Genomic DNA, 24,039 nt, shown 5'->3' on the forward strand with positions numbered 1-24,039 from the left:
TTTAGTTTTGGTTTTTTTTGTTAAATATATAAGATACTATCAATAAAACAAACGCTATAAGCGCTCCTGTTTGTTCGCCATCGCCAATCATGTAATGCGCGAAAAATGCCAATATAAATGCAAAGAAAAATCCTGCATAAGCCCATTCTTTAATCACTTTAAATTTAGGGTTCCAAATAGCAAAAAGCCCTAAAAGTTTAGCCACAGCGTAGGGATAAATAATATAAGTTGGATAACCAAAATTAGTGAACATTTGAGACACATCTTCATGTTTAAAAAAATACATGCTTACAGAAAACAGCATCAATAAGGTTAACAATCCTGTGGCTACGTAATAAATAATTTTATTTTTTTTCATTTTATAATATGTTTAGTTAGAGTGCAAATATAACATAAAATTTATTTACATTCCTAGGAATATATTTCCATGTTATATATTTTTAGAAAACATTAACTTTCCAAAAATAGTTTCGTTTTGTAAATTCGTACAAAACAAATCTATATTAATGGATATCAAATTCAACCAAAACGAAGACCACAATAAACTTTTAGTTTCTGACTTAAAAAAGCGATTTGCGAAAGTCAAACTAGGTGGTGGTCAAAAAAGTATTGAAAAACATCATGCTAAAGGTAAAATGACAGCCAGAGAGCGTGTTGATTATCTATTAGATCCTAAAGCCAAATCTATAGAGATTGGTGCATTTGCTGGAGAAGGTATGTATGAGCAATATGGAGGTTGTCCATCTGGAGGTGTTGTTGTAAAAATGGGATATGTAAAAGGTAAACAATGTATTGTAGTGGCTAATGATGCTACTGTAAAAGCTGGCGCCTGGTTTCCTATTACAGGAAAGAAAAATTTGCGTGCACAAGAAATCGCCATAGAAAACCACTTACCTATTATTTATTTGGTAGATAGTGCTGGTGTCTTTTTGCCAATGCAAGATGAAATTTTCCCTGACAAAGAACATTTTGGACGCATTTTCAGGAACAATGCTGTGATGAGTAGTATGGGAATTACCCAAATTTCTGCTGTTATGGGCAGTTGTGTTGCTGGAGGAGCTTATTTACCAATAATGAGTGATGAAGCCATAATTGTTGATAAAACAGCGAGTATTTTTTTAGCAGGAAGTTATTTAGTAAAAGCTGCAATAGGAGAATCTATTGATAATGAAACTCTTGGTGGCGCAACAACACATTGTGAAATTTCTGGTGTTACCGATTATAAAGCTACAGACGACAAAGATGCTCTTGATAAAATTAAGAACATTGTGGACAAAATTGGAGATTTTGATAAAGCAGGATACAATAGAACTGCATCAATAAAACCTAAGGAAAATCCTAATGACATTTATGGTATACTTCCAAAAAGCAGAGCTGATCAATACGACATGAAGGACATCATAAAACGATTAGTTGATGATTCTGAATTTGAAGAGTACAAAGAAGATTATGGAAAAACTATTATTACGGCTTACGCCAGAATTGAAGGTTGGGCTGTTGGTATTGTTGCTAATCAAAGAAAACTAGTAAAAACTAAAAAAGGCGAAATGCAATTTGGAGGTGTTATTTACAATGACTCAGCAGATAAAGCAACACGATTTATTGCTAATTGTAATCAGAAAAAGATTCCTTTAGTATTTCTACAAGATGTTACTGGCTTTATGGTTGGAAGCAAATCTGAACACAGCGGAATTATTAAGGATGGTGCCAAAATGGTAAATGCTGTCAGTAATTCTGTGGTTCCAAAATTCACGATTGTTTTAGGTAATAGCTATGGTGCAGGAAATTACGCGATGTGTGGAAAAGCGTACGACCCAAGACTAATTGCTGCATGGCCAAGCGCAGAGTTAGCTGTAATGAGTGGAAATTCTGCGGCTAAAGTACTATTGCAAATTGAAACAGCTTCACTTAAAAAGAAAGGTGAAACAATTACTAAAGAAAAAGAGGAAGAATTATTTAATAAAATAAAATCAAGATATGATGATCAAGTATCGCCTTATTATGCGGCTTCTCGCATATGGACAGATGCTGTAATTGATCCGATAGACACAAGAACTTGGATTTCTATGGGAATAGAAGCTGCTAACCACGCTCCTATTGAAAAACCTTTTAATATGGGTGTTCTTCAAGTTTAATATGCAGCAACAAACTAAATCTAAAAAACAGCCTCTGTACATCCTAATATTATTGATATTAGCCGCAGAGGCCATTTTTATTTTACCCTTTGTTCTACAACGCGTTTTTAGACCGACATTTCTTGAAACTTTTTCAATAAATAATGAAGATTTAGGCTACTGCTTTTCAGTCTATGGTATAGTTGCTCTTTTCTCCTATTTATTTGGCGGACCAATAGCTGATAAATTTCAACCTAAAAACTTAATGTCAGTTGCGCTGATTTTAACTGCGTTCGGAGGTTTCTATTTTGCAACATTTCCTGAATACCAATATTTAAAGTTATTATATGGATATTGGGGATTTACTACCATCTTTCTGTTTTGGGCTGCAATGATAAAAGCCACAAGAATTTGGGGAGGCGATAATAACCAAGGTATAGCTTTTGGATATTTAGATGGAGGAAGAGGTATAGTTGCTGCGACCTTTGGTTCGCTTGGTGTTTTTGTTTTCTCTTTTTTTATTGAAGGTACAATTACTAATTCTTCTTTAATTGAAAGGCAATTTGCTTTTAAACAAGTCATTACAACTTGTTCAATTATTGTGGCTATTATTGGACTAATAGTCTATTTTTTTCTAAAAACCTCTACTGAGGAAGTAACAGATTTAAAATCGGACTTTAACAGTTTATACATTAAAAATTTTAGGAGCCTATACTGGTTATAAAGCTACCGATTTATTTACACTTTATGCAACAGACGTAATGCGTTATAACGCCATTAAATCTGCAGAAGTTGGCACTTATTTACTCTACTTAAGGCCAGTCATTGGTGTTATTATTGGTTTAATGGCGGACAAAAGCAGAGCTTCTTTTTGGTTAATAATTGGGTTTTTACTTACCACCTTTTCTAGTCTTATATTTAGCTTTGGAATTATTGATAATAACACAACAATGTTATTTATTATAAATATTCTCTTAATGGCTATTGGTGTATATTCTTGCCGTGTTTTATATTTTGCAACCTTACCAGAAGCAAAAATTCCTGTTGCCTTAACAGGAACTGCTGTAGGATTGGTGTCTATAATTGGCTATACACCAGATATCTTTTCTGGACCAATGTTTGGAATTTTAGTTGACAATCCTAATAAAACCGCAGGCTTAGAAAATGCCTTTTTAGTCTTGAGTGTATTTAGTATTATTGGATTTTTAACCGCATATAGATTTTATAAAATATCTAAAAAATAGGAACAAAAAAAGAGCACAAATATAAAATCTGTGCTCTCTTATTATAAAATTAAGAAATACTAATCTAGCGTTTAGCCTTCTTCTCTGCTCTAATTTCTTTTAAACGCTCAATTGATGAACCAAAAATCCAGTAAGGTACCACAAAAGTTAAAAGGAAAATCATTAACCAAAAACCGATAGTTAATATGGTTAAAAAAGCTAAAAATCCTAAATATTGATCAAATTCGAACATAATTTTTGTTTCGTTTACGTTTATTGGTACAAAGATATAACCAAAATATAAGTTTTACAACAGGCTTGCCTAGTTTTATTAACAGGTTATTAAAAATTATATCGCTTTTATAAGTAATTCTGCTGTTGCAGGATTTGTAGCCAATGGAACATTGTGCACATCGCATAATCTCATTAACATTAAAATATCTGGCTCATGTGGATGACGATCTAATGGGTCTCTAAAAAACAAAACCATATCGCACTGTCCTTCAGCTACTCTAGCTGCAATCTGTGCATCACCTCCTAAAGGACCAGACAACAATGCATTAACTTGCAAGCCAGCTTTACTTACCTTCTCTCCTGTTGTACCAGTAGAAATTAGCGTAATATTTTTATGTTTTAAAATTTCACTATGCTGATTTAAAAACTGAACCATTTCAGCCTTTTTTCCATCATGCGCAATAATTGCAATTTCCATATTAAAGATTCTTCACGTGATAATCTACTAATCCCTCAATTGGTCGTCTTACAAAGTTACCAACCTTAAACCCGAATTCTTCTGCTACTTGCTTTATTTCTTCTTGTCCAAAATAAGCGATAGAACCAGCAAAATGAACAGGAATTCCTTCTTTTAATTCTTCTTTATATTGAAGTATCATGTTTTCTGCAAACAAGCGAATACCAGTAGTAATTACTTTACTAATGTATTCTGAATCCTTATTAATGAACATAAATTCAGCATGATCTGCTAAATAAGCACTAGGATTGGTTTGCTTATATAAATTATATTTTATAAAATCAGCTTCAAGATTGTGTTTATGAGCAAAAGCTACACTTATGGTGTCTGGCATTTTATTAAAATAGTAATCTCTAATTAATTGTTTACCAAAATAATTACCACTTGCATCATCCATTAAAATAAAGCCTAAGCTAGATACGCGTTGGTGCAAATCTCTACCATCATAATAACTACAGTTAGATCCTGTTCCTAGAATACAAACTACAGCTGCTTCATCATTTTTATCAATACAGGCTCTTACGGCTGCATATGTATCTTCTCTAACTTCTACTATGGCATTTTTGAAATAATATTCTAAAATCGATTTTAGTAAAAGTGTTGGTTTATCTGTTCCACAACCAGCACCATAAAAATAAATATGAGTTACTTCATCTGCAATTGACATCAGCTCTTTACTCTTTCGAATAATTTTGTTAAGCTTCTTTTCTGCAACAATAGCAGGATTTAATCCTTTGGTTCTTATTTTGTCTACGGTTTGATTTCCGTTTTCATCAATTGCAATCCAATCGCATTTTGTAGAACCACCATCTGTAATTAAAATCATGATAAGGTATATAAATAAAAATTCCGTAGTCTATGACAGAACATAATCCTACGGAATTTTCAGAATTAATATTATGTCTTAAAGGCTATTTACCTTTTGAGCTAAATCAACTAATTTATTAGAATAACCAAACTCATTATCATACCAAGATACTAACTTGAAAAACGTTGAATTTAATTCTATTGAAGCATCAGCATCAAATACACTAGTTTTAACCTCACTTACAAAATCTTGAGATACTACAGCATCTTCAGTATAACCTAAAACACCCTCCATAGAACCAGCAGCTGCTTTTTTCATAGCCGCTTTAATCTCTTCTAAAGATGTTGCTTTTTTAGTTTTCACTGTTAAATCTACAACAGACACATCTACAGTTGGTACTCTAAATGCCATACCTGTAAGTTTTCCATCTAATTCAGGAATAACTTTTCCTACTGCTTTTGCAGCTCCTGTAGAACTTGGAATAATGTTATTGATGGCAGAACGTCCTAAACGGTAATTTTTACGTGATGGTGCATCTACTGTAAATTGAGTAGAGGTTGCTGCGTGAATTGTAGTCATTAAACCTTCTTCAATACCAAAATTATCTTCAATAACTTTAGAGATTGGAGCTAAACAGTTTGTTGTACAAGATGCATTAGATACAATTGTATCGCTCGCTTGTAATTTACTATCGTTTACTCCCATTACAAACATTGGTGCATCTTTACTTGGCGCAGAAATTACTACTTTTTTAGCACCACCATCAATGTGGTATTGAGCCGTTTCTAAAGTTGTAAAAATACCTGTACATTCTGCGACTACAGTTGCACCTGCTTCATCCCACTTTAAATTTTTAGGATCTCTTTCTGCTGTTACACGGATTGTTTTTCCATCTACTACTAATTGTCCATCTTTTACTTCAACTGTACCATCAAATCTTCCGTGTACAGAATCATACTTTAATAAGTATGCTAAGTGATCAACATCCAATAAATCATTAATTGCTACAACATCAACGTCATTACGTTTTACAGTTGCTCTAAATACAATTCTTCCTATTCTACCGAATCCGTTAATTCCTAATTTTAAATTTGCCATTACTCTATCTTTGTTTTAATTTTTGTTCTTATTAAATTGTCATTATATCCGAAACTCTTAAAAGTTCCATATTAATTTTTGATTTTCCTTTTACGGCTTGATCAAACGGTGTTAAATCCATAACATCGTTTTTAATACCTACCATATAATTACTTTTACCGGTAATTAAACTTTCTACGGCTTTCACTCCCATTCTACTTGCCAAAACACGATCAAAACACGATGGTGATCCGCCACGTTGCATATGTCCAAGAACAGAAACTCTTACATCATAACCTTCCATATTTTGGTCTACGTAATCTTTTAGTTCAAACACACTTTTACCGATTTTATCACCTTCGGCCACGACAACAATACTGGAAGACTTTCCTGATTTTTTACTTCGTCTTAATGACTCCACAAGTCTGTCTAATCCTAAATCTTCTTCAGGAATTAAGATCTCTTCTGCACCACCAGCAATACCAACGTTTAAAGCAATATGCCCAACATCTCGTCCCATTACTTCAATAAAGAATAATCGATTATGCGAACTGGCTGTATCTCTAATTTTATCAATGGCATCTACAACCGTATTTAAAGCGGTATCGTAACCAAGTGTATGTGATGTACCAACGATATCATTGTCAATTGTTCCTGGAATTCCCATTACAGGAAAATCGAACTCTTGATTAAATATCATTGCACCTGTAAAACTTCCATCACCACCAATAACTACAAAAGCATCTATTTCTGCCTTTTTTAATTGTTCGTGCGCTTTAGTTCTACCTTCTATTGTTCTAAATTCTGTTGAACGTGCAGATTTTAAAATTGTACCACCTTTATTAATGATACCTTTTACACTACGAGCATCCATTTCAATAAAATCCCCATCAATCATCCCTTCATAACCTCTATAAATGCCGATGCATTTGATATCATGAAAAGCACATGCTCTAACAACGGATCGTATTGCGGCATTCATTCCTGGAGAATCTCCTCCAGATGTTAAAACACCTATCTTTTTAATTGTATGTAGCATTTCTATAATTTGTTTACAGTAAAATTAAGAAACAATACATAGAATTATGTGACTATTGTCATAAATATTTAGTGAAAAACCAATTCAAACGTTTTCGTTAATAAGTATTTTAATAAAATGAAGATAAATGTGAATTTTAGGACTTGGTTTTATCCTTTTTTTCTTTCACTGACATAAAATCTGGCAAGAAATCATCATCGTTTTCTTGGTCTTTTTGCTCCTGACTTTTTACAGCTTTTTCTTTTCTATTTTTCCCAGAAAATATAATTTGAAGAAATTCTTTAAACGTATCAAATTCTACATTGTATGACAAACCAACACCTTGGGTATAGCCAATTTCATCAACAAGATTAACGATACTGTTTTCTCTATTGAAGACTTTGGCTCTTAACGTACCATCTTCATTTAATAAAAAGTCTATCTGTACATCGCCACTAATTACCGTTTGACTAGCACTACCAAATGGTACACCAACCTTACCGTTAACTAATATTTTATCGCTTATTTTAGTTTGAAGTGTTAGGCCTACAGTTGAATTGGTCTGTAACTCTGGTGTATCTTGACCCAATTCTAAATCGATACCAACATCTAAGTTTCCATTATTAGTACCAAACAAATTATTTACGATTCCTGATAAACGTTCTGAGATGGTACCTGTAAAATTAGCGCCTTCTATACCATTAGAGAAGCCTCCTGTAGCTAAAAATATTAAGGCTTGGTTGTCTTTTTCTTCTTTTGAAGATAATCTATATTCTAATTCTGATTTTACGGTAGAACTCACACCAGGAAATCTAAAATCGAATTCCGGTACTGGTTGCTCTAATTGTCCTGTTAAGTGAATTTCTACTTCTACATCTATACTCTGAGTAATAGGATTATCTAGTAAAACAGACGGATTGGCATCGCCAGAATACACCGCTTTTAAATTTAATTCTGCACCTAAAGGATCACCTTGCCATACAATGTTTCCGCCTTGCTCAACTTTAAATTTCTTTTCAACAAAACCACCATATTTAAAATTATAAAAACCTTCGTAAACTGTAAAATCACCGAACATATTAAAAGTTCCGCTTGTATTGATATAAAAATTTAAAGTACCCTCGCCTTTTCCTTTAATCGTACTGCCAGCTTCTTTATCAATGACGATTTCTATAGTTGCATTTTGATTTACGTTAAGATCAAAATCTAAAATCAGTCCCTTAACTTCAATCTGTTCTGCTATTTTACCTTTAACCTTGGCTAATTTTTCTTCAGGACTTAAGAAATGAATATATGAATTGTCTCCAAAGCTTTCAGCATCATTAAGTGGAATAAAAAATTCTGTTCCTGCTTCTGTTCTACCATTGTTAACTTCAATAACTAACTGTTCTGTAGGCCCTTTTATTTCTGCTGTACCTGAAATAAACCCTGTACCATAATAAAGTTCGTCTTCAGATTCTTCTGTATTTAATACTAAAAGTCTATTTGTATTTAACCTTAAACCTAATCTCCAATCTGAAAAGTTATAATGTTCTATAAAACCATTTAAATTTCCTTTTGAGAAGTATTTAGAATCGGTCATTGCCACATTCTTAAAAATGAATTGTTGCCCTCTTAGTTCTACTTTAGAATCAAAATCAAATCCATAATCTACATTTAAATATGGGATTGACATACCTGCTCTATCGAGCAGTAATTCCCCATCTATACTAGGCTTATTTAAACTACCAGATACTTTTGCATTTCCTGATACTAGTCCCCTAATATTATTAATCACACCTTCGCCTAGGGGATTTAATGGGTCTAATAAAAACTCTTCAAAGGCGACATCTAAATTAATTGTAGGATTGTTTTCTGCTATATCAATGAATCCTTTTGCTCCTAACGACTTAATATTATCATTAATTAACGATACATCTACCTTATAATCAGTTAAAGAATTATTACCCTCAATTTTAGCTTTTAGATCACCTAAGTCAAAATCATTAACAAAAAGACTACTTATTTCTACATTAGATTTTGGAAGATATACGCCATTATTTTGAATCACTTGAAGCTTTCCGTTTACAATACCTTTAAGGGCTAGACTATCTATACGTGGTGTAATTTTAACGAGTTGTACGTCCTTGAAGTCTACATTAAAATTCTTATTAAGCGAATCATTGATTTTACCTGATACTAAAATCTCCTCGTTGCCTTGAGTAATTTTTATTGGAGAAATATCAAACGCTTTAAAACCTCTATCAAAACGAATTTTATTTAATGAATCTTTCTTTGAATTTAAAAGCCATTCATACCCTTTAAAAAGCACATCAGATTTTCTAATACCAACTACAGATTTGTTAGATTCATCAATAGTATAAAATAGATTTAAGTTGTAATTATCCCTGTTATTCTTACCTCCTTTAAATTCAGTTTTTACTAATAACGTATCTCGTTTTGTGACATTAATCAAGCTAAATTCCGAAGCATTATAAATTCCCGTACCAATACTATCTATCTCAATATAAGTATTATACAAAGGATTACTATTATCGATACTTATATTGATTTTATTTGCAAAATAATCTTTAAATTTAATTTCTGGCGAGTTAAAAGCTAACTCAAAACCTTTTTCGTCAGTTTCTATTCGGCCTTCAATAAATGTATTTTTTCCTAGTGTTAGATCCTTAAAAAAAACAGCTGCAATTTTTGAGTGGATATTAAATTTAAAATCGAGATATTGACCTTCTTCTAAAACGTTTGGTACATAATTAGTATAAATACTTCCAACTGAATTCTCTATTAAACCTACAACATCCTTAATATTGAATTGTCCTTTAATCGTCCCGCTAATAATGTCTGGTGAATTAATGGTAAGTGTACGCACTTGGTCTTTAAATGAAGATACAATATCAAAATCTTCAAACACATAGCTTCCATCTTGGTTTTTATAGGTTGTATTTTTTATATTAATTGCGCCTATTGCATTATCCAAATTTGATCCTGTACCATTCATGGTAACCAGCCCTCTAAATTCAGAGATATTATCTCTTGTTATAAAGTTTAATTTATTGAGGTTAGCATAACCAACTTGAGCTTTAAAATCGAATTTATTGATGTCTTGTGAAAAATCTACTAAGCCATTAAAATCAAGCTGTAAGTTAAGATCTTCTACACTTAGTAATCCATTAAAAATATTATTACCCAAATCTCCTGAGAGCTTAATATCTTGGTAAGTGTAACCATTATATTGAAGCATTGAAACTTCTCCTTTTACATCTGTCCTTAAATTCTTAATGGTAAAACCTTTACCATCCACATCTAGATTTAAGCTCGTGGTTTTTACCAAAGGATCATTGATAAGTTTACCGATATCAAACTCATCTAATATCACATTACCTATATAATTGGCATTATCAATATTGTCTATGTTAGTTAATTGTAGATCAGATTTAATTAATCCTAAATCTGTATTAATATTTACATTCGCTTCTACACTTTTTGCCGTAATGTAAGATGTTCCTGTAATGTTAAAATTACCAACTTTAGAAATTACACTTGGTATTGAATTCCCTAAAAGTCTTGGTAATAGTGCTGTTAAATCATTATAGTTTGATGCTAAGTTTTGAAACGTACCTCTTAAAGCGAAACTATCATCTTCTCTACTAAACAAGTTTTGAAACGTAATATCTCCAATAATTCTTGTATTTGTAGTTGTACTAACATTGAGGTTTGTGGCTACTAAATTATTTAATGTACCAGATAAATCTGCATTAAGATTTGCATGTTGATTGGTACCAAACTCGTCAAAAAAAGCATTTAATTCGGTTAAAGAAATATTTGAATCTCTGAAACTCGCATCAATATTAACTTTATCTATAAAATATTTTAAATCTTCTCGTTTATAGTTGAATCTTAAATCGCCTATTAATTCTGATTGATCAGTTTTAATATTTAAGTCACCAAACGTCATATGGTCTAGTGTATATTCAAAATTTGCCATTAAGTTTTTAACGGCAATTCCTCTACTATCTTTAAAACTAAATTTATTAATACGAGTACTGACTTCGGGACCATTAATTAGAAAATTAGTAGCATTAGCATTAAGTTCAGTAAACTCAAAGACTTTTGGCGTTTCTAAATTTTCATTTACTAATCTAAAAACTCCGTTTTCTATAGACACATCACTAGATGAAAATAAGAACTCACTTGGCTCTAATCTTGGATTATCACTATCAAACTTAGCCACGAAAATATCTAAATTAGATTCGTCTTCATCTAAATATGTTTTGTGATTAAATAGAACATTCTGAAGATCTATATCTCCAAAATTCAGTTTGGTATTATATAGATTTCTAAAACTAATAATTGAACTATTAAGCTCGCCAACACTTATTAGAGTATCTTTTTTATAGTCTCTAATTAAAATTTCTTTCAACTCAATATCACCATTAAGTTGCATGCCCACTCTACCAATATTGATATTGGTTTTAAATTCGTTGTTTACTCTAGTAGTAACATATTTTCCTAAACGTGTTTGAACGGCAGGAATGGACAACACTAAAAACAAAATGAAAAATAACAGCAAGATTATTGCTAGTATTTTACCTATTATTTTGAGTATCCGTTTGATAGAATTTTACGATTTAAAAGTTTGAAATCTTCCTTACCTTTGTACTTACAATATGCTGTAATTAAAGCAATGGACTTAAACTTGTAAAATTAACAATTATTGTGCCGAATATCGACTATGAAAAAAGAAAATATTTACATCCTAGGAATAGAGTCATCTTGCGATGATACGTCTGCTGCTGTATTATGCAATAACACTATTTTGAGCAATGTTGTTGCAGATCAAAAAATACATGCCGAGTATGGTGGTGTTGTTCCAGAATTAGCGTCTCGTGCGCATCAGCAAAATATAGTTCCTGTGGTGCATCAAGCACTAGAAAAAGCAGGTATAAATAAAGACCAATTAAGTGCTGTAGCATTTACTAGAGGTCCTGGTTTAATGGGATCTTTGCTTGTTGGTACCTCATTTGCAAAATCTTTGGCTTATGGATTAGATATTCCGCTTATTGACGTTAACCATATGCAAGCTCATATTTTAGCGCATTTTATTGAGGAAAAAGATCATAAAATACCACCTTTCCCCTTTTTAGCAATGACTATTTCTGGTGGACACACTCAAATTGTTAAAGTGAACAATCATTTTAATATGGAAGTGATTGGAGAAACTATAGATGATGCTGTTGGTGAAGCTTACGATAAAAGCGGGAAGATTTTAGGATTAGGTTATCCTGCAGGACCTGAAATTGATAGACGTGCGCAGTTAGGTAACCCAAAAGCTTTTCAATTTACAAAACCCAAAGTAGATGGGTTAAATTTTAGCTTTTCTGGCCTAAAAACAAACATCCTATATTTTGTGCAGCGCCAAGTAAAGACAAATCCTAATTTTATAGAAGAAAACCTTAATGATATTTGTGCGTCAATTCAATTTACCATAATTGGAATTTTAATGTCAAAATTAAAACTAGCTGTTAAAGAAACAGGAATAAAGCATATTGCTATTGGTGGAGGAGTTTCTGCTAACTCTGGTATTAGAAAAGCTCTAAAAGATGCAGAACAAAATTTTGGATGGACAAGCTATGTACCAAAGTTTGAATACACCACAGACAATGCCGCAATGATTGCTATAGTTGGTTATTTGAAATATTTACAAAAGGACTTTTCAAATTTTGATGTCATGGCTACTGCTCGATTAAAGATATAAAATGAAAAGAATAACACTTTATTTCTGGCTAATTTCATTTTTCTTCTTTCTACTTAGTTTTTACTTTTTTATATTTAAAAACACATTAATTGATGTAAATATTTACGACACCTATTATGTTATTCTCAACTCACATTTATCATTATTACTTGCTTTAGTGTATACCGCGACAAGTATTATTTACACCCTTATTTCTATCAAAAAAATAGCATTAATTAGTTGGCTTACAAAAACACATTCTATAATTTCTATTACTATTGTTCCGTTATTTTTTATCGGTTATTTTATTTTAAATAACAATGTAGAATCTGAATTTCCATTATTTGATGATAGCCAAAATTTGAAGTTATTTCTAATAGGAATGGGCATACTTTTTTTACTCACTCAATTCATTTTAATCATCAATATTGTATTCAGTACTAGTATATCTTTAAAATTAAAAGCACGGAACTGATCAAAAATTGTTAAAACATCTGTTAACATCCTTTCTACCTTTCCTTTTTATCTAGCTGAAAATTTAGTTGCTTTGTATTATCCTAAATCAAAATTATAATTAAAACATGAAACATTTTTTATTATTACTTCTGCTAATTCCAATCTTTGCGTTTTCTCAAGGCACTTTAGAGCAACAACTAGATTCAATTTCTACGTCGGAAGAAGCCTCCACATTTTTAAAAGAGAATAAACCAAAACAAGGCAAAATTTTTACATTTAATAAAGCCAAGCACAAAACTAGATTAGCTGATGATCTTTTCAAGTTGTCTAAAGGTGGTAAAAAAGTAACAAGAACCGATTTCAAAAAAACCTACTATAAGGTTATTGATAAGTCTGAAGTAAATTATTCAAAATTCAACATAATTGTATTTGATGCTGCCAAAACCAGTGAAGAGGACGCAAAAATAAACCGCGAAAAAGTAATAAGTCAATACAAACAAGGTTATAAATTTAAAGACCTAGCAAAACATTACTCAACAGGACCTACAGCAAAAATGGGTGGCGATACTGGCTGGATAAAAGCTGGAGACATGTCTACCGCTTTTGATGATGTCGCTTTTAATGAGACGCACAAATTGAATGACATTTTTCTAGTTGATGACCCTGAAAGTAAAAAATATTATTTGGTCATTAAAACTGAAGTTGAAACACCAATTGAAGAAATTACTGTTTTAAAATTTTCTGAAGATATCGATTAATGCAATTATTCTACAATCCTAATATAACTAAAAACGATTCTAGCTTTAAATTTGATAAAGAAGAAAGTAGGCATATTGCTAAAGTATTACGAAAAAAAGTTGGTGATACTCTAAACATTACCAACGGTAAGGGTTGGCTTTTTACTGCAGAAATCACAATAGCAGAGCAGAAAAATTGCGCGGTATCTATTACATCCAAGCAATTACAACCAGAAAAAAATTACAAATTACATTTAGCTGTTGCTCCAACAAAAATGAACGATCGCTATGAGTGGTTTTTAGAAAAAGCAACCGAAATTGGAATAGACAGCATTACACCCATCATTTGTGATCATAGTGAACGTAAAGTGGTAAAAACTGAACGCTTTGAAAAAATCATTCAGTCTGCAATGAAACAATCTTTACAATGCTATTTACCAAAATTAAATGAACCAATAAGTTTCAAAAACTACGTAAATAAAGCGTTCAATGATCAGATTTTTATTGCACATTGTGAGGAAACTGATAAGAAATCTTTAAAATCTGTTTTAAAACCAATTACGGATTGCACTATTTTAATCGGTCCAGAAGGTGACTTTAGCGTTAAAGAAATTGAAATGGCTTTGCAGCATAACTTTATTGCAGTAACTTTGGGTAACACACGCTTAAGAACAGAAACCGCAGCAATCGCAGCCTGTCATTCTGTTGCTTTTTTAAATGAATAACCTTTAGGTTGATGAAAACTATTTTTACAATTTTATTTACGCTTTTTGCCGTTTTTCTTTCTGCACAAGATGTTGCAATCCTTAAATATAAAGGTGGTGGAGATTGGTACAGTAACCCAACAGCATTGCCTAATTTGGTAAAGTATTGCAACGATAATATTGATACAGATATTAATGAAAGTGTACAAACTGTTGAAGCAGGAAGCACAGATATATTTCAATTTCCTTTTTTGCATATGACGGGTCATGGTAATGTATTCTTTAGTGATGACGATGCAGAAAACTTAAGAAATTATCTAATTTCTGGTGGATTTCTTCATATTGATGATAATTACGGAATGGAACCATATATTACTAAAGAATTAAAAAAAGTATTTCCAAATAACGAATTGATAGAGATCCCTAAAGATCACGCAATTTTCAGTTCTGCTTACGAGTTTAGCAATGGTTTACCAAAAATTCACGAACACGATGGCAAAGCACCACAAGCTTATGGGATTTTTAATGATAGTAGACTAGTTTTGTTATTTACTTTTGAAAGTGATTTAGGTGATGGATGGGAAGACCAAGAAGTGCACAATGATCCAGAAGATGTAAGAGAAAAAGCATTGAAAATGGGTGCCAATATTATTAAATATGCTTTTGAGAATTAATAGCATATTTATATCTTGAAGATTAAAAGTAAATTTTTATGAAACTTACCTATCGTTGTGCATCTTGCAAAAAAGATAATTATATTAAAACCAAAGCTTCTGATAGATACGGTTTATTAATGGAAATGGGTAAAAATGAATTTAATCATCGCTGCAAACATTGTGGTTATTTTACAAAAAAGCATATTAATAGATTGTATGCAGATGATAATTATATGCTTGTATTCGTTGGATTTATGCTTTCTGCAATTGCCACATTTTTTCTTTGGGAATTTGGTTGGGTTTCGACTTTAACTGGCGCAATTCCGCTTTATTTTTGGATAGAAATGAAAAAGAAATCGAGTGCATTTAATGGCACGTTAGTAAAATAAAAATGAAGACATATTCAATCAAATATAGAATTATAGCTTCATTTTTAGTTATCGCTTTTACCTTTCAATCAATGAAATCGATTAATAATCACACTTATACAATTGGTGTTAATAGTTTTCATGTAGATTACTCTTGTATGATGAGAATTCCAACACATTTAGCTATTCCTTGCAGTTATTATAATTGTAACATGTAGTTGTAAAAAATTAAATTATAAAATGCAACTCAACCATTACAATTCTAATTTCAAAAAGCAACAACACGCCATTAAAGTGATCTGTGATAACGTTACAAACGCACCTAATATTGGCAGTCTATTTAGAGTTGCTGATGCATTTGGTATTGAAGAACTTATTTTTTGCGGTAAGAACATTCAATTGGGAAGACGTATGACAAAAACGTCTCGATCTACTGAAAAATATGTGAATTATAGTTTTAATGATTCAATTGAAGAACAAATACAAAGCCTAAAAGCAAGCGGTTATTTTTTAATAGCATTAGAAATTGCAGAAAATAGTGAAGCTTTATCAAGCTTTAAACTACTAACTAATCAACCTATTGCTTTAATTTTAGGTGATGAGAATTTTGGTGTTTCTGAAACTTTATTAAACCTTGTAGATGCAGTCGTTCATATTAATATGTATGGAAATAATAGTAGTATGAATGTCGTACAAGCCACTAGCATTGCTCTTTTTGAGATTACTAAACAACTTAATTCCTAAATTTGTCTTGCTGAAATTATTTCAGCATCTTTGAGTAAATTAAAAGAAATGAACTCCAAAACTATAGCCAATGGTATAATTAGAGCCTTAGGTATTATTTTAGCAATTGTATTAGTCCTTTTTTTTCTGTTTAAAATTCAATCTGTAATAGTTTACATTGCTGTTGCAGCCGTAATATCACTTATTGGACGGCCAATAATTTTGTTTCTCAGAAGAAAATTAAAATTTAATAATACCGCAGCTGTTATTGTAACCATGGTATTGTTATTAGGACTTTTAATTGGTTTGGTAGGCTTGTTTATTCCTTTAATTGTGGAACAAGGCCATAATTTATCTTTGCTAAACATTAATCAACTACAAATTAATATTGAAGATCTATACGATCAAATTGTAACATATTTTGAGTTTAATAATATTGATGTAGAACAATCAATAAAAGATTCTAACTTATTATCTAAACTAGATTTTGCCTTGATACCAAACTTTTTAAATTCATTTATTAGTGGTTTAGGAAGTTTTAGTATTGGTTTGTTTTCAGTACTTTTTATTTCATTTTTCTTTTTAAAAGACAGTAAATTATTTGAAGATGGTATAATGACATTTGTGCCAAGTGGCAATGAACAACGATCAAAAAGATCAATTAACGCAATTAAAGATTTGCTATCTCGCTATTTTGTAGGTCTCATATTTCAAATATTAATCTTGTTTATTATCTATACTATAATTCTATTAATTTTTGGAATAGATAACGCAATAGTTATTGCGTTTTTGTGTGCGCTTCTAAATTTAGTACCTTATGTAGGTCCTTTAGTGAGTGGCTTTTTAATGTTACTGTTAAGCATGTCTAGTAATTTAGGAGAAAGTTTTAGTGATGTTATATTACCTAAAACAACATATGTAATGATCGGTTTCATCATTGCGCAACTCGTAGATAATTTTTTTAGTCAGCCTTATATCTTTTCAAAAAGTGTAAAATCACATCCACTAGAGATCTTCTTAGTAATAATTATAGCTGGTATTTTATTTGGTATTGTAGGAATGATTGTAGCGGTACCAACCTACACTGCGATAAAAGTTATATTAAAAGAATTTTTATCTGATTACAACATTGTGAAAAAATTGACAAAAGGAATTTAGATTATTTTGAAAAAAGCGATTCTAAATAAAGAAATTCAGGAATTTATATCTTTAAATTTAAATTCTGATATTTCTAAATTGTTGCTAAAAGGCATTCCTTTTAACACAATAGATCAAAAAACAGTCATTGAGCAAATTGAAGCTAAAAAACGTTGCCAGAAAAAACTACCTACATGGTTTAATTGTGATAATATATATTATCCTAATAAACTTAATATTGAACAAACCTCTTCTGAAGTTACTGCCAAACACAAAGCAATTTTAGTTTCTGGAAAAAAGTTAATTGATTTAACTGGAGGGTTTGGTGTAGACATTTATCACTTTGCTAAAAAACTTGATAGCGTAATACATTGTGAGATTAACGAATCGCTTTCGCAAATTGTTAAACATAATTTTAATGTCTTAAATATTAAGAATGCAAAATGTCTTAATGAGGATGGTACAAAAGTTTTAGAACAATTAAATGAAAATTTTGATTGGATCTATTTAGACCCTTCCCGTAGAGATGCCTTAAAGAAAAAAGTATTTTTGTTAGCCGATTGCGAACCTAACATAAAAGAACATAGAGATTTACTCTTTAAATACACTAATAATGTAATGATTAAAACCTCTCCATTATTAGATTTAACCGCTACTCTTAATGATTTACACAATGTAAAAGAAATCCATGTTGTGGCTAATAATAATGAAGTTAAAGAACTTTTATGGATATTAGAGAAGAATTATAGCGCACAGGTAAAAATAATAACCTCTAATTTAAAAAATAATTCTACCCAAAGTTTTAATTACATATTTAATGAAGAACAAAGGGCTATTGCTACATACAGCAAGCCCTTAAAATATCTTTATGAACCTAACTCTGCGGTATTAAAATCAGGCGGATTTAACTCTATTAGTACGTTACTAAAAATCGACAAATTGCATCAGCATACACATTTATATACTTCTGATGTACTTATGGAATTTCCAGGTAGACAGTTTAAAATAGTGAATATAATTCCGTATAATAAGAAATTGTTCAAAAAAGAAAATATATCCAAAGCAAATATTACAATTAGAAATTTTCCGATTTCAGTATCTGAAATTAGGAAAAAGTTTAATGTAAAAGATGGAGGAAATACCTATCTCTTCTTCACAACTGATCTTTTAAACAAAAAAATTATTATTCTTTGTTCTAAAGTACAGTCGGAGTATATGAAATAATTTCGTTATTGATATCTACTTCAATTTCATATGCCATACAATTATCCATTTGTATAAGAACTTTGTCATCCGAAACATTTTGATCAGATCCTTTTAAAGAAAACATAACTTCAGCTTCAGAAAAAGTAGCCCAAGATGTTGTAGAATTTGGAGGAATGTTCAAAATACTTACAACAGTAGTTCCGTCTGTAAGAAATACTTCAAGATTAAAAGCTACTGTTCCATTATTTACAACCCTAGTTTTAGGGTCTTCTTCATTACAAGGAGGATTTAAAGTAGTAGATTGATTTTCAACAACAAGATCATCTGTTGTTTCAGTGCATGCACTAGTCAATAAGATTAGACCAAAAATGGCCGATAACTTTAGTAGGTTTTTCATTTTCTAAAAATTTTTGAAATAAGCCTTTGAGATTATTTCACTTAATTTGGGACAGCAAACATATAAAACGATTTACATAATACCGACAAAAAGTTATTTTTTTTCGATGAAATGCATATTTTTTACCATAAATTAATCAATAAATGTCCTTTTTGACGATGAAATACCGTTCCATCCTATAAAAACGTACTCAATTACATACTTCTAATAGGTTATATATTAGAGTTTTCTAACAAATTCTATCTAATTGGTTAACCAGATAGTTCAAATTTCAGAGAAAATATCAGGTAATTTTACCAATTTTTGATGATTTAAATTGTCTTAAAAACACCAGGGAAAAAATTTTAATAAAAACCCTACAAAAATTTTGTTTACTTTAAAATGAACTGTTATCTTTGCACCCGCATTTAAATGAATAGCGTTCATTTTTTTAACTGGAGAGGTGCCTGAGTGGCCGAAAGGAGCGGTTTGCTAAATCGTCGTAGGTGGAAACACTTACCCAGGGTTCGAATCCCTGTCTCTCCGCAAAATTTACTTCAGCGTATGCGACTGTAAGTATTTTTTTTAACCAATTTCGGGGTGTAGCGTAGCCCGGTTATCGCGCCACGTTTGGGACGTGGAGGCCGCAGGTTCGAATCCTGCCACCCCGACTTTTATTGAATTTTTAGAGTTTATCTCTAAATGGTCGCATAGCTCAGCTGGATAGAGCACCTGCCTTCTAAGCAGGCGGTCCTAGGTTCGAATCCTAGTGCGATCACAAGAAGCCTTACTTTAATTAGTGAGGCTTTTTTGTTTTTGGATACTTATTAAGACTATTATGGTCTTTCACTTTGCGCCTTGTTATCAATTTATAGTTTATTAATTAAATCTCTTTACTATTTGAGCTAAAATAGCAACTGAACGGAACAACAACACCATATATTTAGTTGTTAATTGCAAGAAAAAATTAAATGAACTTTTTTATATGCTTATTCTTGGGTGTTATCGTTGCCACTTCTGGCAGTGTAGTGCCTAGTTATTTAAATTTAACTGTTGTTAAGTACAGTTTAAAAAGTGGTAAAAAAGCTGCTTTTTATCTTATTGGTGGCTTTGCTACTGTGCTATTTTTTCAGGCCAACATAGGTGCTTATTTATCCAATGTTCTAATGGAGAACTCTGAGTATATTTCTTTAATACAAAAAATTGGTTCTGTAATACTAATGCTGCTATCCATTAATTTTTTCAGACTACACTTTACTCCAAATGAGAGAAAGAAGAAAATAGAAATTAAAAAATCAAAAGCATATCTAAGTGGTATTGGCTTATCAATAATAAACACTACTGCTATTCCATTTTATTTCACATCTATATCACTACTAATTAGTATAGACTATTTTGAATATTCTTTAGAGAATAGTTTATACTTTTCTCTTGGCTCAACAATAGGCTCATTTTCATTGTATGCCCTATACGCTATTATTGCCAATAGAATAGCACATAAACTTCAAGTTATTGCAGATAAAATGAATTTAATTTTAGGCTTTCTTACCGCAACAGTTTCTATAATAAACTTAATATATCTATTTGTATTATAATTGTAAATGCTTATTCTGGATACTCAATTCTAAGATGGTATATATTAGCCAATTTAGATTTTAAAACTTTTTTAATAGATTGAATTTCTTTAAATGTAATATCAGCATTTAAAAACTGACCATTCTCCATTTGCTTATTAATTATATTTTCTACAAAATCATTAATCTTTGTACTTGTAGGTTCTTTTAAACTTTTTGAAGCTGCTTCTACACTGTCACACATCATAAGTATAGCAGTTTCTTTACTGAATGGTTTTGGTCCTGGATAAGTAAAGTCTTTTAGGTCTACAACTTCGTTTTCTGCTTTTTCCTTCATATAAAAGTAGTAAACCAAACTTGTACCATGATGGGTTCTGATAAAATCAATTACTCTATCTGGCAAGTTATACTTTTTTGCAATTTCGATTCCTTTTATAGCATGATCTATGATAATTTTAGCGCTTTCTTTGCTAGACAATTCATCATGAGGATTTATACCTGTACTTTGATTTTCTGTAAAATACGTTGGATTATTCATCTTACCAATATCATGATACAAAGCTCCTACTCTAATCAACATGGCGTTTGCTCCTATCTCGTTCGCGGAAGCTTCAGCTAAATTCGCAACATTTAATGAATGATGAAATGTACCTGGCGCTTTATTAGATAATTCCTTCAACAGTTTTGTATTAGTATCAGACAACTCTAATAACGATACATCAGACACAAGACCAAATATTTTTTCGTATATATATATTAATGGTTGTACAAAAAGTGTCGCAAGACCACATAATATAAACAATCCAAAGGTTTGCCATTTTAAACCTGTTAATTGACCTTCGTGAATAACAAAAAACGCAAAATACGCAATGATATAAATAAACGTAATTTGTCCTACTGATATAAATAGGTTTGCTCTTTTGTACAATTCAGAAACCGTTAAAATGGTTACCATTCCGGCTATAATCTGAAGAAACATATATTCATAGCTATTAGGAACAATAAACCCTAATAGTAAAACAGTTAACACATGAGCAAATAAACCTAATCTCGCGTCAAAAAAGGCTTTTAATACCAGTGGTAGAATACATAAAGGAACTACATATATATACTGGGAGTTAAAATTAATTACTAACGTAGTCAACAATATCATTAAAGCAATATTGAAAAATATAAAAGTAACCTTAGTATTATTGAGAAAAACTTCTGTTCTGTATTTTTTAAGAAACAATAGTAACATCAGTAAAGCCAAAGCTACCAATAAGGTATAGGCAACTAAAACCCAGTTATAGTTTTTAGTATTCCAAACATGAGATTCATACTCCGACTTTAAAGAGGTTAGAATATCATATTGATCTTCTTCAATTACTTGACCTTTAGAAACAATTAATTGGTCTTTTTCAATATGTCCTCTTGTTAAAGAAATTTGAGATAATTCTTCTTCCAGTACCTTTTCAGTAATGCTTTTATTGAGACTTAAGTTAGGTTTTAAAACATCAAAAAATAGAGAAACCATCCGTTTTTTAGAATTAAGCTTAATTCCATTACCTAATTCTTTCTCAACAATCTTACGTAGCTCTCCAATTTTATACAATCTACCATACTGTAATTCATTTTGAACTTTATTAGATGTAACTAAAATTACAGACCGCTCATTTGAATAACCGTATTCTGAATCCAATATTCCAGAATTGTACAACTTATTAATTAATACTTTACCTTTTTTAAACAAGTCTGAATTTTCAATACTAAAAGCACTAGAATCTACAAAGACACGATTGAATCCATCTAAATAATTGGATAATACTTGTTTCTCAACGTTCTTATTGACATCAAAATATAAGGGGCTTTGATTTTCAATTTCGCGCTTTTCCTTATCAATTTCATCTATAGATTTTTTTATCGCAAAATTAAAAGGAGCATAAAGACTTTCGGACTGCCATGGTTTACTCTTCTCAAAGGAATATCTGAATTTCCCTGTTTTAGGAAACAAGTAAACTATAAAAAGAGTAGTAACTAGATATAGTAAAATTTTGTAGCCTAAGGCATGATTTTTATACCATTTATTGAAGAATGTATTCATAGACAATCAAATGTAATAAATATTAAAACTTTAGAAGTGCAATATCATTAATACATTCTCAAATCTCTTAAAAAATGTTTAATTTCGCAAAATATAACAACAAACTAAATAATAATGAATAAGGAAGTCGTAATCGTTTCAGCCGTTAGAACACCAATAGGTAGTTTTTTAGGTCGTTTATCTTCTGTTCCTGCACCACGTTTAGGTGCTGCAGCAATTAAAGGAGCACTTGATAAAATTAACCTAAAACCAAATCTAGTAGATGAAGTAATTATGGGTAATGTAGTGCAAGCTGGTACTGGTCAAGCACCTGCAAGACAAGCTGCAATTTACGCTGGTTTGCCTAATACAGTTCCTTGTACTACCATTAATAAGGTTTGTGCTTCTGGTATGAAAGCAGTGATGCAAGCCGCACAAGCAATTCAGTTAGGTGATGCAGAAATTGTCGTTGCTGGTGGAATGGAGAATATGAGTGCTATACCTCATTATTTTCACGCAAGGAAAGGGACAAAATTTGGACCAGCTACACTTGAAGATGGAATGCAAAAGGATGGTCTAGTTGATGCTTACGATAAAAACGCAATGGGTGTTTGTGCAGATGCATGTGCTACAGAATATAAATTTTCTAGAGAGGATCAAGATGCTTATGCTGTTCAATCTTATGAACGTTCTAAAGCAGCTTGGGATGCCGGAAAATTTAAAGATGAAGTTATTTCGATAGAAGTACCTCAACGACGTGGCGAACCTGTGATAGTTGATACTGATGAAGAATATACAAACGTAAAAATGGATAAAATTCCTGCATTACGTCCTGCGTTTACTAAAGATGGAACGGTTACAGCTGCAAATGCATCTACAATAAATGATGGTGCAGCTGCTTTAATTTTAATGAGCAAAGAAAAAGCCATTGAATTAGGATTAAAACCTCTTGCAACCATCAAAGGTTATGCCGATGCTGCCCACGAACCAGAATGGTTTACAACAGCACCTGCAAAAGCACTGCCCAAAGCATTAGCAAAAGCAAATGTAGATTTAAGTGATGTTGATTTTTTTGAATTCAATGAGGCGTTCTCTGTAGTAGGCTTGGCAAACATGAAAATATTAGGATTAAACGATAACAATGTTAACGTTAACGGTGGCGCTGTATCTTTAGGACATCCTCTTGGATGTTCTGGTGCAAGAATTTTAGTGACATTAATTAATGTGTTACGTCAAAACGACGCTAAATTAGGGGCTGCCGCAATTTGTAATGGAGGTGGTGGAGCTTCTGCTTTAATATTAGAACGCGCTTAAC

General features: G+C 31.4%; 22 protein-coding genes and 3 tRNA genes. 16 read left to right on the forward strand and 9 right to left on the reverse strand.

Features of this window, described 5'->3' with window-relative positions:
- Position 1: 1 nt before the first annotated feature.
- A complete protein-coding gene (locus Q0891_RS07455) occupies positions 2-358 on the reverse strand; it encodes a DoxX family protein (RefSeq protein ID WP_299100318.1) in 357 nt (118 codons plus the stop codon).
- A gap of 148 nt (positions 359-506) precedes the next feature.
- Here Q0891_RS07455 and Q0891_RS07460 point away from each other — a divergent pair, with 148 nt between their 5' ends.
- From Q0891_RS07460 to Q0891_RS17295, 3 genes are read left to right on the forward strand one after another with little or no spacing between them, the layout of a single operon-like run.
- Entirely contained in the window at positions 507-2,135 is a 1,629-nt protein-coding gene (locus Q0891_RS07460) for an acyl-CoA carboxylase subunit beta (protein WP_299100320.1), read from the forward strand.
- Positions 2,136-2,187: 52 nt separating this feature from the next.
- Positions 2,188-2,838 carry an MFS transporter gene (locus Q0891_RS17290; RefSeq protein WP_367179560.1) on the forward strand — a complete coding sequence of 217 codons (651 nt, stop codon included), beginning with the start codon at positions 2,188-2,190 and terminating at the stop codon, positions 2,836-2,838.
- A 37-nt stretch (positions 2,839-2,875) separates the two neighbouring features.
- Complete coding sequence (locus Q0891_RS17295) at positions 2,876-3,358, forward strand: hypothetical protein (protein ID WP_367179561.1); 483 nt, start codon at positions 2,876-2,878, stop codon at positions 3,356-3,358.
- A gap of 64 nt (positions 3,359-3,422) precedes the next feature.
- On the opposite strand, the gene Q0891_RS07470 is transcribed toward Q0891_RS17295, so the two are convergent.
- The 6 genes from Q0891_RS07470 to Q0891_RS07495 form a co-directional block, all read right to left on the reverse strand.
- Positions 3,423-3,590 (reverse strand): hypothetical protein, encoded by a 168-nt coding sequence (locus Q0891_RS07470; protein WP_299100322.1) that lies wholly within the window; start codon positions 3,588-3,590, stop codon positions 3,423-3,425.
- A 96-nt stretch (positions 3,591-3,686) separates the two neighbouring features.
- Entirely contained in the window at positions 3,687-4,049 is a 363-nt protein-coding gene (locus Q0891_RS07475; RefSeq protein WP_299100324.1) for a methylglyoxal synthase, read from the reverse strand.
- Position 4,050: 1 nt separating this feature from the next.
- Entirely contained in the window at positions 4,051-4,914 is an 864-nt protein-coding gene (locus tag Q0891_RS07480; protein ID WP_299100326.1) for an N-acetylglucosamine kinase, read from the reverse strand.
- A gap of 78 nt (positions 4,915-4,992) precedes the next feature.
- Positions 4,993-5,994, reverse strand: a complete 1,002-nt coding sequence (gene gap / locus Q0891_RS07485; protein ID WP_299100328.1) for a type I glyceraldehyde-3-phosphate dehydrogenase — start codon at positions 5,992-5,994, stop codon at positions 4,993-4,995.
- Positions 5,995-6,025: 31 nt separating this feature from the next.
- Positions 6,026-7,012 (reverse strand): 6-phosphofructokinase, encoded by a 987-nt coding sequence (gene pfkA / locus Q0891_RS07490; RefSeq protein WP_299100333.1) that lies wholly within the window; start codon positions 7,010-7,012, stop codon positions 6,026-6,028.
- 136 nt (positions 7,013-7,148) lie between these two features.
- Positions 7,149-11,561, reverse strand: a complete 4,413-nt coding sequence (locus Q0891_RS07495) for a translocation/assembly module TamB domain-containing protein (protein ID WP_299100334.1) — start codon at positions 11,559-11,561, stop codon at positions 7,149-7,151.
- A 162-nt stretch (positions 11,562-11,723) separates the two neighbouring features.
- On the opposite strand from Q0891_RS07495, the gene tsaD reads away from it, so the two are divergent.
- The 8 genes from tsaD to Q0891_RS07535 all read left to right on the forward strand — a co-directional run bounded on the left by tsaD (position 11,724) and on the right by Q0891_RS07535 (position 18,730).
- The gene (tsaD, locus tag Q0891_RS07500) at positions 11,724-12,746 is read left to right on the forward strand and encodes a tRNA (adenosine(37)-N6)-threonylcarbamoyltransferase complex transferase subunit TsaD (protein WP_299100335.1); all 1,023 of its coding nucleotides are present in this window, start codon (positions 11,724-11,726) and stop codon (positions 12,744-12,746) included.
- Between the two features lie 560 nt (positions 12,747-13,306).
- On the forward strand, positions 13,307-13,939 hold the full coding sequence (locus Q0891_RS07505) for a peptidylprolyl isomerase (protein ID WP_299100337.1): 633 nt from the start codon (positions 13,307-13,309) through the stop codon (positions 13,937-13,939).
- Positions 13,939-14,643, forward strand: a complete 705-nt coding sequence (locus Q0891_RS07510; protein ID WP_299100339.1) for a 16S rRNA (uracil(1498)-N(3))-methyltransferase — start codon at positions 13,939-13,941, stop codon at positions 14,641-14,643. The genes Q0891_RS07505 and Q0891_RS07510 overlap by 1 nt, the downstream gene beginning before the upstream one ends.
- Positions 14,644-14,654: 11 nt before the next feature.
- Positions 14,655-15,296, forward strand: coding sequence for a DUF4159 domain-containing protein (locus Q0891_RS07515; protein WP_299100341.1), 642 nt, complete (start codon positions 14,655-14,657; stop codon positions 15,294-15,296).
- A gap of 38 nt (positions 15,297-15,334) precedes the next feature.
- Positions 15,335-15,667, forward strand: a complete 333-nt coding sequence (locus tag Q0891_RS07520; protein ID WP_299100343.1) for a hypothetical protein — start codon at positions 15,335-15,337, stop codon at positions 15,665-15,667.
- A gap of 219 nt (positions 15,668-15,886) precedes the next feature.
- On the forward strand, positions 15,887-16,390 hold the full coding sequence (locus Q0891_RS07525) for a TrmH family RNA methyltransferase (RefSeq protein ID WP_299100345.1): 504 nt from the start codon (positions 15,887-15,889) through the stop codon (positions 16,388-16,390).
- Between the two features lie 48 nt (positions 16,391-16,438).
- Positions 16,439-17,527 carry an AI-2E family transporter gene (locus Q0891_RS07530; RefSeq protein ID WP_299100347.1) on the forward strand — a complete coding sequence of 363 codons (1,089 nt, stop codon included), beginning with the start codon at positions 16,439-16,441 and terminating at the stop codon, positions 17,525-17,527.
- Between the two features lie 6 nt (positions 17,528-17,533).
- Positions 17,534-18,730 carry a class I SAM-dependent methyltransferase gene (locus Q0891_RS07535; RefSeq protein WP_299100349.1) on the forward strand — a complete coding sequence of 399 codons (1,197 nt, stop codon included), beginning with the start codon at positions 17,534-17,536 and terminating at the stop codon, positions 18,728-18,730.
- On the opposite strand, the gene Q0891_RS07540 is transcribed toward Q0891_RS07535, so the two are convergent.
- Positions 18,702-19,109, reverse strand: coding sequence for a hypothetical protein (locus Q0891_RS07540; protein WP_299100351.1), 408 nt, complete (start codon positions 19,107-19,109; stop codon positions 18,702-18,704). The two genes, Q0891_RS07535 and Q0891_RS07540, sit on opposite strands and share 29 nt — an antisense overlap.
- 436 nt (positions 19,110-19,545) lie before the next feature.
- On the opposite strand from Q0891_RS07540, the gene Q0891_RS07545 reads away from it, so the two are divergent.
- From Q0891_RS07545 to Q0891_RS07560, 4 genes are all read left to right on the forward strand, one after another.
- Positions 19,546-19,634: transfer RNA gene (locus tag Q0891_RS07545), tRNA-Ser, on the forward strand.
- A gap of 50 nt (positions 19,635-19,684) precedes the next feature.
- Positions 19,685-19,759 (forward strand) — tRNA-Pro (locus tag Q0891_RS07550).
- A gap of 33 nt (positions 19,760-19,792) precedes the next feature.
- Positions 19,793-19,866: transfer RNA gene (locus Q0891_RS07555), tRNA-Arg, on the forward strand.
- Between the two features lie 193 nt (positions 19,867-20,059).
- Positions 20,060-20,683 carry a LysE family transporter gene (locus tag Q0891_RS07560; protein ID WP_299100353.1) on the forward strand — a complete coding sequence of 208 codons (624 nt, stop codon included), beginning with the start codon at positions 20,060-20,062 and terminating at the stop codon, positions 20,681-20,683.
- 10 nt (positions 20,684-20,693) lie between these two features.
- Here the strand turns inward: Q0891_RS07560 and Q0891_RS07565 are convergent, their stop codons facing one another.
- Positions 20,694-22,745 (reverse strand): HDIG domain-containing metalloprotein, encoded by a 2,052-nt coding sequence (locus Q0891_RS07565; RefSeq protein WP_299100356.1) that lies wholly within the window; start codon positions 22,743-22,745, stop codon positions 20,694-20,696.
- Between the two features lie 114 nt (positions 22,746-22,859).
- On the opposite strand from Q0891_RS07565, the gene Q0891_RS07570 reads away from it, so the two are divergent.
- Positions 22,860-24,038, forward strand: coding sequence for an acetyl-CoA C-acyltransferase (locus tag Q0891_RS07570; protein ID WP_299100358.1), 1,179 nt, complete (start codon positions 22,860-22,862; stop codon positions 24,036-24,038).
- Position 24,039: the final 1 nt, after the last annotated feature.

The organism is uncultured Winogradskyella sp. (genome assembly GCF_947498005.1).
Lineage (GTDB): Bacteria > Bacteroidota > Bacteroidia > Flavobacteriales > Flavobacteriaceae > Winogradskyella.